Origin of the sequence: Pseudoalteromonas sp. TAE79, assembly GCF_000498015.1 — a bacterium.
In the GTDB taxonomy this organism is placed as follows: Bacteria; Pseudomonadota; Gammaproteobacteria; order Enterobacterales; family Alteromonadaceae; genus Pseudoalteromonas.
Genome location: NZ_AUTL01000194.1, coordinates 1 through 14,537 on the forward strand (window position 1 = coordinate 1; position 14,537 = coordinate 14,537).

At 39.3% G+C, this 14,537-nt stretch carries 10 protein-coding genes and 2 pseudogenes; 7 read left to right on the forward strand and 5 right to left on the reverse strand.

What is annotated here, in order from left to right:
• Positions 1 to 233 precede the first annotated feature (233 nt).
• Together L655_RS01000000125675 and L655_RS0114505 are read left to right on the forward strand one after the other, a co-directional pair.
• Positions 234 to 958: pseudogene (locus L655_RS01000000125675) on the forward strand (response regulator transcription factor).
• A 10-nt stretch (positions 959 to 968) separates the two neighbouring features.
• Positions 969 to 2,456 carry a HAMP domain-containing sensor histidine kinase gene (locus L655_RS0114505; protein WP_024605412.1) on the forward strand — a complete coding sequence of 496 codons (1,488 nt, stop codon included), beginning with the start codon at positions 969 to 971 and terminating at the stop codon, positions 2,454 to 2,456.
• A 43-nt stretch (positions 2,457 to 2,499) separates the two neighbouring features.
• Here the strand turns inward: L655_RS0114505 and L655_RS0114510 are convergent, their stop codons facing one another.
• A complete protein-coding gene (locus tag L655_RS0114510) occupies positions 2,500 to 4,674 on the reverse strand; it encodes an oligopeptidase B (protein WP_024605413.1) in 2,175 nt (724 codons plus the stop codon).
• 189 nt (positions 4,675 to 4,863) lie between these two features.
• Here L655_RS0114510 and L655_RS0114515 point away from each other — a divergent pair, with 189 nt between their 5' ends.
• The gene (locus L655_RS0114515) at positions 4,864 to 5,334 is read left to right on the forward strand and encodes a DUF2721 domain-containing protein (RefSeq protein ID WP_024605414.1); all 471 of its coding nucleotides are present in this window, start codon (positions 4,864 to 4,866) and stop codon (positions 5,332 to 5,334) included.
• A 92-nt stretch (positions 5,335 to 5,426) separates the two neighbouring features.
• Complete coding sequence (locus L655_RS0114520) at positions 5,427 to 5,879, forward strand: cytochrome c (protein WP_024605415.1); 453 nt, start codon at positions 5,427 to 5,429, stop codon at positions 5,877 to 5,879.
• A gap of 90 nt (positions 5,880 to 5,969) precedes the next feature.
• Here the strand turns inward: L655_RS0114520 and L655_RS0114525 are convergent, their stop codons facing one another.
• The 4 genes from L655_RS0114525 to L655_RS0114540 all read right to left on the reverse strand — a co-directional run bounded on the left by L655_RS0114525 (position 5,970) and on the right by L655_RS0114540 (position 11,987).
• On the reverse strand, positions 5,970 to 9,101 hold the full coding sequence (locus tag L655_RS0114525) for an efflux RND transporter permease subunit (protein ID WP_024605416.1): 3,132 nt from the start codon (positions 9,099 to 9,101) through the stop codon (positions 5,970 to 5,972).
• 12 nt (positions 9,102 to 9,113) lie between these two features.
• Entirely contained in the window at positions 9,114 to 10,292 is a 1,179-nt protein-coding gene (locus tag L655_RS0114530; RefSeq protein WP_024605417.1) for an efflux RND transporter periplasmic adaptor subunit, read from the reverse strand.
• A gap of 219 nt (positions 10,293 to 10,511) precedes the next feature.
• On the reverse strand, positions 10,512 to 11,300 hold the full coding sequence (locus tag L655_RS0114535; RefSeq protein ID WP_024605418.1) for a PhzF family phenazine biosynthesis protein: 789 nt from the start codon (positions 11,298 to 11,300) through the stop codon (positions 10,512 to 10,514).
• A 72-nt stretch (positions 11,301 to 11,372) separates the two neighbouring features.
• Positions 11,373 to 11,987, reverse strand: coding sequence for a PQ-loop repeat-containing protein (locus L655_RS0114540; protein WP_033011996.1), 615 nt, complete (start codon positions 11,985 to 11,987; stop codon positions 11,373 to 11,375).
• Between the two features lie 290 nt (positions 11,988 to 12,277).
• On the opposite strand from L655_RS0114540, the gene L655_RS0114545 reads away from it, so the two are divergent.
• The 3 genes and pseudogenes from L655_RS0114545 to L655_RS0114555 all read left to right on the forward strand — a co-directional run.
• The gene (locus L655_RS0114545) at positions 12,278 to 13,411 is read left to right on the forward strand and encodes a PepSY-associated TM helix domain-containing protein (RefSeq protein ID WP_024605420.1); all 1,134 of its coding nucleotides are present in this window, start codon (positions 12,278 to 12,280) and stop codon (positions 13,409 to 13,411) included.
• Positions 13,412 to 13,460: 49 nt separating this feature from the next.
• Positions 13,461 to 14,075: pseudogene (locus L655_RS0114550) on the forward strand (hypothetical protein); the annotation flags it as partial.
• Positions 14,076 to 14,174: 99 nt separating this feature from the next.
• A partial coding sequence (locus tag L655_RS0114555; RefSeq protein ID WP_024604528.1) for a DUF6444 domain-containing protein occupies positions 14,175 to 14,537 on the forward strand: 363 nt, incomplete at its 3' end.

Genomic DNA, 14,537 nt, shown 5'->3' on the forward strand with positions numbered 1-14,537 from the left:
CCTGCCGCTAGCGGCGAAGGGTTTAACGAAATACGTGACGATACAGCCGATATAATAACGATGCATCCAGGCATTGTTTCAAATCAAGATGGATTATCTACATCAGCACTTGGTGTTGAACATAAGTTTGATAACCCAGTATCGAAAATAGTAATTACGCGCACGCAGTAACGTTCCAGCTTGTAATGGGGAAGTAAAGGAGCACGGATGCCCCCCTTTTTACGAGGTAATACATGCGTCACGAAAAAATATTAGTAGTAGAAGATGACAGAGAAATAGGTAAGTTAATTACCACGCAGCTAACGTCGCTTAACTTACATGTTGATCATGTTGTAAGCGCAGAACTAGCCTTAAAAAAATAGCTAAGCATCCCTACGGACTTATTTTACTCGATATAAACTTACCGCAAATGGATGGTTTGAGCTTATGCCGAAAAATAAAAGAGCATTACCCAACTACCTCCGTAATTTTACTCACCGCGCTGAGTAGCGATATGGACAGAGTTATTGGCCTTGAAATGGGCGCCGATGATTATATTTGTAAACCCTTTTTTGCACGCGAATTACAAGCCAGAGTAAAAACCCAATTACGCCACAGAGCACAACTACTCGCAGGCCAAAACAACGACAACTCCCCCGTTGATAGCGAACAAACGCTAAACGTAGGGTCACTCCACATTGAGTTCAGTTCGCACCAAGTGTATTTAGGCAAGCAAGCCCTTAACCTTACCGCCACCGAATTTGATTTACTCGTTTACTTTGCACGCCATCCTAATCATGTTTTTAGCCGCCAGCAGTTACTCGATAAAGTATGGGGTTACCAACACAGTGGTTACGAGCACACGGTTAATTCACATATAAACCGCTTACGTGCCAAGCTAGAAGAACACCAACAAGCGCCTATCATCGAAACAGTTTGGGGGGTTGGTTACAAACTAAACCCTAGCCAACTCAATTAAGACACCTATTATGAAATTATCTTTGTATCAAAAATTAGTTATATCGCTAGTCGTGATTTTTTGTTTTATTTGCGCCCTAGTTTACGGCTGGAGCAAGCAATTAGAACTGACTTCAAAACACCACGCCGAACAAAATCTGCACTTAGCGTTAGCGGAACATTTAGTACAAGATAACCCACTAATAAAAGAAGGGGTTTACGACTATAAAGCGCTTGAAAACCTCTTCCATACCTTAATGTTATTAGGTCCTGCGTTTGAATTTTATTTTGTAGACGAAACCGGAAAAATTCTTACTTACTCAGCAAAGCCGGGTAAAGTTAAACGCACGCACATTAGTTTAACGCCCTTAAAAAGGCTGATTAACGACCCAAGCGCTGCACCTATTTATGGTGATAATCCTCGTAATAAAGAGCAACAAAAAATATTTTCAGCCGCGCCAGTATTTAATCAAGATAAGCTACAAGGTTATTTATATGTAATTATTGGTGGTGAGGCTTACGATACCTCACTAAGCACTGTAAAAAATAATGACAAGTTATGGCTAGCTGCTTTATGGCTTGGCTCTGCACTCGCATTTTTATTTATTGCGATGCTAATTTTACTACGTTTTTTTACCAACCCAATTCAGCGCTTAGCACGCGATGTTAGTAATATTGAAGCCGCTAACTACAGCCTTACCGACACCAAGCTAAGTAACTATTCAACGCAAAAAAGTAACGAAGTGCATAGTTTAGGGCGAAGTATTCAAGCCATGTTAACGCGTATTAATGAGCAGTTTAAAGCGCTTGAACAAGGCGATAAACAACGCAAAGAGTTGCTGACCCATCTATCGCACGACCTACGTACACCACTTGCTTCACTGCAGGGGTTTTTAGAAGTATTAAATCAGTCGGGTGAACAACTAAGTAAACAAGAGCAGCAAGAATACTTACAGGTATCGCTTAATAATTGCGGGCAATTAAAGCTACTCATAGAGCAAATATTTGAGCTTGCTCACTTAGAAAATGGCGAAATAAGTATAAATAAAGAAACCTTTAATTTAGGTGAACTCATTTACGATTGCATGGCAAAATTTAGTTTAGCCGTTGACAAAAAAGGCATTAGTTTGTCGGTAGAACCTGCGATTTGTGATTTTCCTGTGGTTGCCGATATCGCTAAGCTAGAGCGAGTACTGAGCAATTTAATTGATAATGCAATTAGGCACACCCCTCGCGGCGGCAGCATTGCAGTACATGTAAAACGCAGTGAAGATAATCAATTATTTGTGCATGTATCAGACACGGGTGTAGGCATAAAAGAAGATGAGCTGAATGCTATTTTTGACCCGCACTACCAAGCAAGTAATTCTAATAAAGAGGGGCGCCAGCAAGGTGGTTTAGGATTGGCTATTTGCAGAGGGTTATTAAAACTGATGGATAGTGAAATTTACGTACAAAGTGAAATTGGTAAAGGCACTATGTTTAGCTTTAATTTACCACAAAAAAAGGTGCTTTTTTAAAAAGCACCTTATTGAGTTAAATCTATTTAAATATAAAGAGTAACTACTTTTTAATACCTGCTAAATCAAGCATAAATGCATAGTTTAGCGCGGTATCTTCTAAGCGTTTAAAGCGACCCGATGCACCACCGTGCCCTGCTTCCATATCTATTTTAAACAGTAACTTATTGTCATCAGTTTTATAGTCACGCAACTTAGCAACCCATTTTGCAGGCTCAAAGTATTGAACTTGCGAATCGTGCAAGCCAGTCGTTACTAGCATATTAGGATATGCTTGCTTAGATACTTGGTCGTATGGCGAGTAAGACAGCATGTAATCGTAATACGCTTTTTCGTTCGGATTACCCCACTCGCCGTATTCATTTGTTGTAAGCGGAATGCTCGCATCAAGCATTGTGGTTACTACATCTACAAACGGTACCGCAGCAACCATGCCTTTATAAAGCTCAGGCGCTTGGTTTGCTACTGCGCCCATTAATAAGCCACCAGCACTGCCACCTAACGCAAATATTTCATCTTTTGCGCCATACTTTTGAGAAACCAATGCTTTAGTTACATCAACAAAGTCATTAAACGTATTCTTTTTAGTGAGTAGCTTGCCGTCTTCGTACCAAGGGCGACCTAGCATTTGTGAGCCACGTACATGGGCAATTGCAAATACAAAGCCACGGTCAAGTAAACTCAAACGCGTGCTTGAAAAAGTAGGATCCATGGTTGCGCCATAAGAGCCGTAACCGTATTGCAGTAGCGGGTTAGTACCATCTTTTTTAAACGCGTCTTTACGGTAAACTAAGCTTACCGGTACTTTTATGCCATCACGTGCTGTTACAAAAATACGCTCTGAGGCGTAATTATCAGCATCAAAATCACCTAATACAGCTAGCTGTTTAAGTAGTTTTTTATCGCCAGTCGCTAAATCTACATCGTACGATGAACCAGGTGTAGTCATGCTTGTGTAGTAAACTCGTAACGTGCTGCTATCTATATCGTTATTACCATAAGTACCAATTGTATAAGCGCTATCGTTAAAGCTCAGTGGTAACTCTTTACCTGTTTTTAAATCACGCGCAATCAACTTTGATTGGCCCATTTCACGCTCTTGGTAAACTAAGTAGTCATTAAATAAATCAATGCCTTCGAGCTTAATATCATCGCGCGCTGGGATCACACTTTGCCAATTTGCTTTGTCACCAGCTTTATCAATATCCACTTTCATCAGCTGAAAATTTACAGCATCTAAGTTAGTTACAATGTAGTAAGTATTCCCTAGTTTAGATATTTCATATTCAAGCCCTGCTTCGCGCTCAATTAAGCGTTTAGGCATTGCCTTAGCATCATCAGCACTTAGTACCGATACGCCTGATGCAGCTGTGCTGCTGTGCCAAATATAAATTTCTGACTCATCTTTGCTTTTACTCATACCCATGTAGTAACTGGTATCAGTTTCTTCGTAAATTAGCTCATCATCAGCTTGTGGTGTACCTAATGTATGACGATAAACTTGGTAACCTAGCAAGGTTTGTAAATCTTTTTTAATGTAATAAAGCGTTTTGTTATCGTTTGCCCACACAATGCCACCGTTGGTGCCCTCTAGTGTATCTTCGAGTAGTTTACCGGTTGTTAAATCTTTTATTTTTATACTATAAATACGACGGCTAACAGTATCTTCGCCATAAGCCATTAAATTGCCATTCGGGCTTACATTTAAGCCACTTACTGCATAATAATCATGGCCTTTCGCAAGCTCATTTACATCTAAAATAACTTGCTGATCCGTACCTGTAAAATCGCTGCTGCGTAAGTAAGTAGTGTACTCGTTATCGCCACGTGTTTGCGTTGAGTAAAAATAATCACCGTTTTTAACTGGGACTGAATCATCGTCTTTTTGGATACGCCCTTTTAGCTCTTCAAACAATTCACTTTGCAGCGTTTTAGTATGTGCAAGCATGGCATCAGTGTATGTATTTTCAGCTTCTAAATAGTTAATCACCTCTGGCGCTTTACGTTCGTCATCACGTAACCAATAGTAATTATCTACCCGTGTGTCACCATGAATAGTCATCTCATAAGGCACTTTTTTAGCAACTGGGGCTACAGCTTGGGCTACTTGAACCGTTTTAACTTGTGTATTATTTTTTTTGGTTTCTTCAGGGGCTTGATTACAGCCACTTAAAATAGCGAGCGATAGTGCAGCAAGAGCGAATGGAGTACGTTTCATCAGTCAAATCCTTGTTGTTTTTTATTTTTTATTAAGTAATTAAATATACCTAAAAATAACCTGTGTTGTGATTTACTTTGTGAAGCTATGTAAAGTAAATCAACGTAATTCCTCTTTTCTTAATAAGCCTACATCAGGTACTCTGTAGATATATAAGTCATTTTTAAGCTCAACTGATTAAGGGTAGTAATGAATAGCGAAGTAATAAATATTTTAACTATGGCAAAAGTAATTCAAACGGCCGTTGCTCCCGTATTTTTAATCACAGGTATAGCAGCAACTTTAGGTGTTTTATCTAATCGCTTAGCGCGAATTACCGACAGAGCGCGCTTATTGGAGCGAAGATTAAAAGTAAATACAGATGATGATTTTAATAAGTCGCTAGCAACAGAACTCCGCGCTTTATTAAAAAGATCTCGATGTATACATATTGCTTTTAGTTTAAGTGTATTAAGTGCCTTACTTGTATGTGCTGTGGTCATGTTTTTATTCTTGTCGCACATTCAATCAATTAACTTAAGCGTGACTATTGCTTGTTGTTTTGTTGCCGCAATGGCATTACTCATATGTGCATTTATTTCACTACTTGGAGAAGTATTTTTGGCTACCAGAAGTATGCGCCGAGGAATGATATTTGCTGATATAGGTCTTAATGACTAAGTTTTAATTAAATCTATCGCATTCACTTGAATAAATACGATGTTAGATACAAGATATCAAATTAAGAATTACAATTTTCAACAGGGGCAAACATGAAATTAAAAAAAGTATTAGCAACAATAGCACTGGCAACGTGTGCATTTAGCGTATCGGCAAATTCTGCATTTAAAGAGCCAAGTGACGCAATTGAATACCGCCAAGCTGCGTTCTCAATGATTTCAGTGCAAATTGGTGACATGGGCGCAATGCTAAAAGGTAAAGTACCTTTTAACGCAGAGCAATTTAAAATGCGTGCTAACAACGCCGCTGCACTTTCAAAAATGCCATGGGAAGCGTTTTACGAAGGAACAGATAAAGGCGATACAGCGGCACTTACTGCGGTTTGGGCCGAAAATGCAACCTTTGTTGAAAAAGCGAATGCTTTTGCAGCAAATGCAGATAAGCTCGCGTTAGCTGCTCAATCAGGCGATAAGGCCGTAATTGGTAAAGCTTTTGGTGCATGGGCTAAAGGTTGTAAAGATTGCCATAAGCAATTTAAAGATTAATTTTACTGCAGCATCTAAGCTGCATTAAAAAGATAATAAAAAAGCCCTGGATGGTTAACCGTTCAGGGCTTTTTTTAACTTTATTATCTATTAACTATTTATTGATACTTTCGTAGCTCGCCCTTTAAATGGGCGCTTAAATAACGTGCCAATATCACCTAAAATAATATATAGGCATGGCACTAATATAAGCGTTATTAACGTTGCAAACATAACAGCAAAGCCAAGTGCTACTGCCATAGGTATTACAAACTTAGCCTGCAGGCTTGTTTCAAACATAATAGGTAATACACCAGCAAAGGTTGTTATAGACGTTAATAGTATTGCTCTAAAGCGGGCACAACCGGCTTCTATTACTGCATTTTTAACGCTAACACCTTCGCGGCGAACTTGGTTTACATAATCGGTCATTACAAGTGAGTCATTAATCACAACCCCTGCTGCGGCAATTAAGCCAAAGCCCGACATTAAGCTCATATCTAAATCAAACCAATAATGACCCCAAATAGCCCCGGTTAAACTAAACGGAATAACCGACATTACAATAAGCGGTTGTGAATAGCTTTTAAGCGGCACAGCTAGCAGTATGTATACTAAAATCATTCCGCCAATAAAAAACATTATTTGCTCATTAGCTTGAGCTTGCTGCTCTTCTATTGCGCCACCAAGCTCTGATTTAACACTTGGGAATTCTTCTATTAGCTGTGGCAGTAGATTTTCTTTTACTTGCTTAACCACTTCGCCTGGCTCAATTTGCTCTTCATCAATATTGCCATAAACATACACGGTACGATAACCACCTTCGCGGCGTATATAGCTAATACCTGGCGTTTCTGTTAGCTCTACTACATCACCAAGAAGTACTTCTCGCCCCTGTGGGGTAGTAACAACGGTGTGCTTAAGCGATGAAAATGCCTCACGAGTCAGCTTAGGGTAACGTACCATTACGCGTACTTCTTCGCCGTTTCGGATTACGCGCTGCGCTTCGCCACCATAAAAACTGGCTCCCACTTGATTTGCAATACCTGCCAAATCTAAGCCTAAATCATAAGCAACAGGTTTAAGGCTCATTTGCACTTCTTTGCTCGCAGGATCTATGGTTGAGCTAATATCAAACAACCCTTTTTGCTGTTGAAGTAATTGAATAAAACGACGACCCGCTTGATTTAAAGTATCTATGTCTGAGCCATACAGTAAATAGCCAAACTCGCCGCCGCCATTACCACCGCCGCCACCAACATCGTCTTGAATAGTTAACGACTTAATACCAGCAATAGTCGGCATAGCCTCACGCCATCGGCGAGAAAGCTCAAATGCATTGTATGGACGTGAATCTTCGTCAACTAATGGAGCTAGTAACTGCGACTCAGTTCTGCCTTGGTTAAATACCAATACATCACGAATAATTTTTTGGCCAAATTCACGCTCTGTTTCTTCATCGACTCTAAGTACCATAGCTTCTATTTCGCGAATAGCGGCAATGGTTTGTAAATCAGAAACGTTGTCGTTCATTTCAACTTGTATTTGTGGAAAGTCATGCGGCACTTTAGGAGTTGGAACTGTACGTACTTTATTAGACGTAATAAGTGCAATACTGATTATAAACATTGCAATAAAAGCAAACAAAACAGTCCAGCGCCAATCAACACACTTAGCAATAAAACGTTTATATGGACCATTTACGAAACCAAAAAAGCGTGTATTGAAGCGATCGCGCCAACCACCTTTTTTGATCGGCGAAAAGTGCGTATGAGCAATGTGAGCTGGCAGTATCAGCTTTGATTCAATCAAACTAAATACTAAACACAGCATTACTACAACGGCTATACCATAAAAGAAGGCACTTTCTGGCCCGCTCGACATTGTGAATGGTGCAAATACAGCAATCGTTGTTAACACACCAAAGGTTGCAGGGGTCGCGACTCGGTTAGCGCCACGCACAACATTTTCTACACCACCGCCGCTTTTTTCAACTTCGGTGTAGGCAGCTTCCCCTATCACGATGGCATCATCCACCACGATGCCGAGCACCATTATAAAAGCAAATAACGAAATAATATTAATGCTAATGCCAAATAGCGGCATCATCATCATGGCCCCTAAAAAACAAACAGGTAAGCCAATCATTACCCAAAGTGCTAGTTTAAAACGCAAAAATAACGACAACATAATTGCCACCAAAATTGCACCTTGAAACAGGTTAGCTTTCATCATATCAAGGCGAGCATTTAGGTAGTATGTCATGTCCATTAATGGCTCTAACCGAATACCCGGCGGTAACTGCTTATTTTTTTGATCAATAAACGCTTTAACCGAATCCGCAACGGGAATCATGTTTTGTTCTTGCGTTGCTTTAACCGATAAATACACCGCGTTTTCGCCATTAAACTTAAAGTAGCGCTCACCTTCGGTAAATTGATCTTTAATAACTGCAATATCCTGCAGTAAAACTTTAGCACCATACTCACCAATTTTTACCGGAATTTGCCTAAACTCATCACCCGAGTAAAACTGATTTTCGACGCGAACAGAAATAACGCCTGCGTCTGTTTTTAGCTGCCCAGCCGAAAAGTTAGCTGAGTAACGGCGTACCGCATTCATCACATCACCAAGGGTTAAATTATATTGGCGAAGCGTATCGGGTTCTATTTCAATTGCTATTTCATCAAGAGGAACATCGTTTACCACTAACGACACGTTAGATAACTGTAGTAACTCATCCTCTATTTGGTTTGCTATCGGCTTAAGCTCTGTAAGTGGTAAATCAGCAACGAGTGTCATGCCAATTACATCTTGCCTAAACTCAACCTGACTTATGGTGACCGGTTCCATACCCGCCGGAAAAGTCGCAATGCCATCAACGCGTAGCTTTACCTTATCAAGTACATCGGTAAGCTCTGCATCGGTGTTTATTTCTAGGCTTGCTGTACCGCCATTTCTAAATGCGCGATACACGCCTTTTTTAATTTCGGTTATATCTTTAAGTGACTCTTCAACTTTTATGAGAATACTTTCTTCTATTTCCTGTGGAGAAGCACCGGGGTAATTAGCCTCAATATTAATGTAGTTAATCTCTACATTAGGAAACATTTGACGCTGAATCGTAAAGTAACTTATAGCCCCCATAATAATGATAAAAAACATCATTAAATTAGCGGCTACTGAATTATTAGCAAAGTAGGCAATTAACCCTGTTTGTTTTTGTTGTATTGACTCGCTCATAACTATTACACCCTAAAGCTGTTGCGTGTTTGAAGTGCTCGTTTCTGAGCTTTCAGGTTTTGCAGCTACACCTGCAATTTTAACCTGCATTCCTTTTTGCGGGTATTCAGGTAAAGTAATAACGAGTTTGTCATCGGCATTTAAACCACTGCTAATATAAAAATACTCACCCTCTTCACGAATAACCGTTACTTTGCGAGGCTCTAGTTCTTGATTTTCGTTTACTACCCACACAGTTTGATTGTTAACCAAAGCTTGAGGTAAACGGTAAATATTATTAAGCATTGCACCTGCAAAATTTACCTGTACGTAGCTGCCAAACTTAATGGCTGGTTGTATGTTTTTAAGACCGTATGGGTCTTCTATACGTACTACTAAACTGCTCATACGTGTAGCGTTATCAACAATCCCTAAGTCACGGTCAATTACACCTTCACGGGTGAAGCTGTTTAGGCCCTTTTGAATAATCGTTGCGGTAATACCTTTAATACGCTCTGGCAAAAAAACGCTATCGAACCCTGCTATAGGAATAATCACTTCAGCAGTTTCAATATTATTGAGTTCAGCAACTTGCGAACCCATAGTGACAAATTGACCAACACCTACATTTCGGCTAATAACCAATGCATCGTAAGGGGCTGTTACTTCACAATTATCTAAGTCACGTTGTGCACGTTTTAATGCAGCTTGCGCCGACTTTACAGATGCCTGCGCACTTAACACTTGAGGCTTACGTAAAAATAAGTCGGTACGCGCTTTACCAGGAAAACGCTTTGCTTCATCTGCGGCTACTTGGGCTTGGGCTTGTTCTTCAATTAAGCCTGCCTGTGCGCGAGCTATTTCGGCCTCAGCAACAAGTACTGCTGCTTCATAGTTATCTTTTTCGATAGTAAACAACGTCTCACCGCGAGCAACGATTCCACCGGCTACAAAATTAGGATGCCAACTTAGCACTTCACCCGACACCTGCGCCGAGAGTTGTGTATTTTCAAGTGGCTTTACTTCACCGTAGCTATTAATAATAACTTGATGATCGTTTGCAGCCACTGGCTCAACTTGCACTGTTGGACGAGTATCAATTACTTCTTTTTTTTCTGGCTCTTGTGCAATGGCATTTATTCCCATAAAGCCAACAACACCAACAACTAGTGCTACAAATGGAAAAACCCATCTAAGTGAATTTGTTTGCATATCCTATTATCCTCAAAATTCTATTAACGTCATAATACCAGAGCCATATGAAACATTAAGGTGACATTTGTAAGCAACTGTTACAAGTGCGTATATTAATAGATAAAATAAAGGAAGTAGCTTAAGAAAACGACTAGTATAATAATAAAAAACAAGCAGTTGGTATGATTTTGAAATGAATAATTAAACCTTGTTCCTTGTCAAATATAAAGCTCCTAATTAAATATAAATAGTGCCTTTTAAATACCTTACAGCATGCCCCGTTAAGGTGACGGTTGTATCACCCACTTTGCAAATTAAATGCCCGCCTCTGCTTGAAGCCTGATAAGCACTTAACGTAGTTTTACCCAATTGCTGCGCCCAGTAAGGTGCCAAACCAGTATGAATAGAGCCTGTTACATAATCTTCGTCGCCACCGCTTGCAGGCCAAAAATAACGAGATATAAAATCATATTCAGCACTTGCAGCAGTGGCCACTACATCAAGTGGATAAAGCGTTTTTAAAAGCTCTGAGCTAGTTTTTAATTCAAGTATTTGATCGGCGTTTTCATAAATAACAAAGTAGGCTTGTCGATTTTTAAGCACTTTACTCGGTTGTATAGACAGGCCATCAAGTAGTTGCTGCGGCACATTTTGCACTTCAACCGGTGCTTGTTTTGGAAAGGTCATTGCAAAGCTGCCATCAGCGTTTTTATTAACGATTAGCTCGCCCACCGCATCAGCAATAAAGCGAATTTGCGATATGTTATGCTCTTCACATAAAACATAGGCAGCCGCAAGTGTGGCGTGACCACAAAAGTCGATTTCCATCAAAGGTGAAAACCAGCGAATAACAAAACTTCCATCGTCTTGCAGGCAGGTAAAAGCAGTTTCAGATACGTTATTCTCAGCGCCAATCTTTAGCATTAAATCGTCACTTAACCACGATTCTAGTGGGATCACTGCCGCATAGTTACCTTTAAATAACTCATTCGTAAACGCATCAATTTGATGAATAGCTAATTGCATTGTTTAAACTTTGTAATGATTAATAGCTTAAAACTGCCATACCTAAACTAAATTAGCACTTTTATTTTTGCTTTAAGCCATTACAGGTCGCACTCTATAGTATTGCATACAACCAAATTGCACAGCATTGGTAAGCAATAGCATAATAAACATAAGTAAGTGCGCCGTGCTTGGAGCCGCTGTTGTAAGCTCAACAACTAAGCCGCAAATACCAGCAATAAACTGCAAGCTAAAGTAGCGCGCGCTTAAATTACTCACATTACCCGTACGCAATGTTTTATAAGTTTGCGGCATAACACGTACCGAACTCATCACAAGACCAACATACGTTAAAGCGCTTAATACCGTTGCAGTATCAAGGCTTGAATTTAAAAGCAGTGAAAAAGGCAGTAACGAAAAACCTAGCATAGTAACCAGCTGTACACGTTCTCGTTTAGCTGCATTGAAACGTGCAAAAAAATATAAAATAAGCCCGCTTAACGCACCGGTTACAATAAATGGTAACGCAATATAATAGCGCTCAAAGAAAATATTGTAGGTTATAAAATAAAGGCTTTGTGCTAATCCAAATGTCATCATTAATAGTGACAAACCAGAGACACTACGATTTTTTCTAATTTTGTTTAGTAATGGTAAAAAACTAAAAACCAAAATAAAAGAAGACAATATAGGCAAATAATGCGCCAAAGCAACCTCGCTCGTTATATAAATGTTAATTAAAAACAGAAATAAAAACATTTAATAAACATCTGTTTTTAAAAGGCTTTTACTATGAGCGCGGCATTGTAGAGCCGCGTAAATTTAACTCAACTAAATAAGATATTCTTATTTTAGGTACTGGAAAGCTAGGTATACAAAAACCGTAGAATTAAGTTCACGGTTTACCTATTTAATAGAAAACCTACTCACAAGCTATTAAATGAAAATGATAGTTGTTATCATGCGCAAGTCATTAACTGCAATATATAAAACTATCTATGAGAAAAACTCTTTTTAAAATTCACAGTTGGATCGCTCTTATAGCTCTCATTCCCTTGATTGTTATTAGTATTACAGGGAGCGTATTAGTTTTTAAAAGTGAAATAGATGGCTTACTTATGCCAAGCAGTCACTATGTTGTAAAAGCACTGCCAGAGCGCATGCCAATCGACAAATTAATCGCAAAAACAGAGCTTGCTTACCCTGAGTATGTAGTAGGTAGTTGGGAAATATTTAACGATGATACTGCTGATCGGGTTTACTTAGTTAAACGCGGGACAGAGCAATGGTATAAGTTTCATTTAAACCAGTATACGGGTGACATTTTGTCAGAGCCTGTTGGTACCAGCCATTATTTTACTGATTGGTTTTTAGAACTGCATTACACCTTTTTACTTAACGACTTTAAAAACCTGCCAGGGCAAACAGGCACAGTACTAGGCTTCTTTTTTGCTCTGTTTTTATTGGTATTAGGTATTACAGGACTTATTATTTATCGTAAATTTTGGCAGCGCCTATTTAGTGTGCGCTGGCGTGCAACACTGCAAATTGTACTTAGCGACATTCATAAAATGACTGGGGTGATAGGGTCGCCCATCATTATTATTTTAGCTATCACAGGTGGCTACTTTAACTGGGCGGTGTGGTATCACGAAGTTATTGAACACGCTGAGGAAGAGCACTTTGTACTAACCAAAAACTTGCACAGTAGCGATATTTCGTTTCAACACATACTCGATGACAGTAAAAAGCAAATACCCACTTTTAATGGTACGTTTTTAGTTATGCCGCTCGAGCCTGACGAAAATATCACCTTATTCGGCGAAGTCGATACAAATAACCCGCTTGCGAGCGAATACGCTAATACGGTTAGCTACGATAAGCATACAGGCGAACATTTAACTAACTGGGATATTCGCGAAGTAGGCGTTGGCTGGCAAGTAATTGATAGCTTTAGAAAACTTCATTTTGGCTACTTTGCAGGGCTAATAAGTAAAATACTGTGGTGCGTAATTGGTTTGAGCCCAGTGTGGCTAGCAGGTACTGGTTTTTACTTGTGGTTTACCCGCCGTAAACGTAAAAAACAATCACAAAAAAATCGCTCAAGTAAACGCAGTACAGCAAGTGCTTGATTAAAAACCCACCACATTGTAATGTAAAATTTAACAATGGAGTGGGTTTATGATGTTTTATAAAATAGCAGTCTGTATTACTTTTTTATATTTAGTTGGATGTAACACAACCAAGGTTCACCAAGTAGAACAACAAATAGAGCTTGAACAACTATTAAACCATTCTTTGTTTAATAAACTCGACACTCCTTCTGAGTACAGTATTTTCGAGCTGCCAAATGCTGAAAAAGAAAAATTTTTAGCCTATGCCGAAAAACAAAAACAGTCTGAAATCCGTCATGACCGCATTATTTACAACTACCTCGAAAGCAACTTAGCTAACTTTAAATACCACGGCGATACACTTACTTCAGCCCAAGCCTTAAAACTTTCGCAAGGCAACTGCATTAGCTTAGCTGTTTTAACACAAAGCTATGCACAAGCTCTCGGATTAGAAACGAGCTTTCAAGAAGTAACAAGTCAGCCTGTATACGCAAAAGAAAATAATGTTGTTTATGTAGCAAGCCACTTTAGAACAAGAGTATACGCCCCAAAAGTAGAGAAAAAAGATGATAATATTGTTGAATTTTTCAGAGCGGGCACCTTAATCGACTACTTTCCTACCCGTCGCAGCTTTTATTCAAGCAGTGCAGATTATAACGATTTAGTTTCTAAGTTTGTAACTATTCACCAAGACAAATTATTTTCTAAGGATCTTTTTTAGCTATTGACTGATCCTGCCAGTATGCCAAGCTAGAGCTATTACCCTATCGCTCTAGCTTTAATGAATTTAAACAGCATAAATATCACTGAAATAGTTGAGCAAACTAAAACTCAGTTACAAGAAGATAAAACACTCTCGCCAGCGTTGAAGATGTCTATTGAACTCATTCTTGTTGTCGTTGTTATGCTAGCTAGTAAATTAGGACTTAATAGTCAAAATAGTAGCATTCCTCCATCAAAAGATATCAACCGAACAAAGCCAACAAGAGAGAAGTCAGAAAAATCAGCTGGCGGACAAAAAGGCCGAGTAGGTAAAACGCTGACTCAAACAGAAACACCTGATGAGGTACAAGTCATTTTAGTTGACCGAGATTTTTTACCTAAAGGTCACTATCGTGAGGTGGGTTTTCAAAAGCGACAAGTC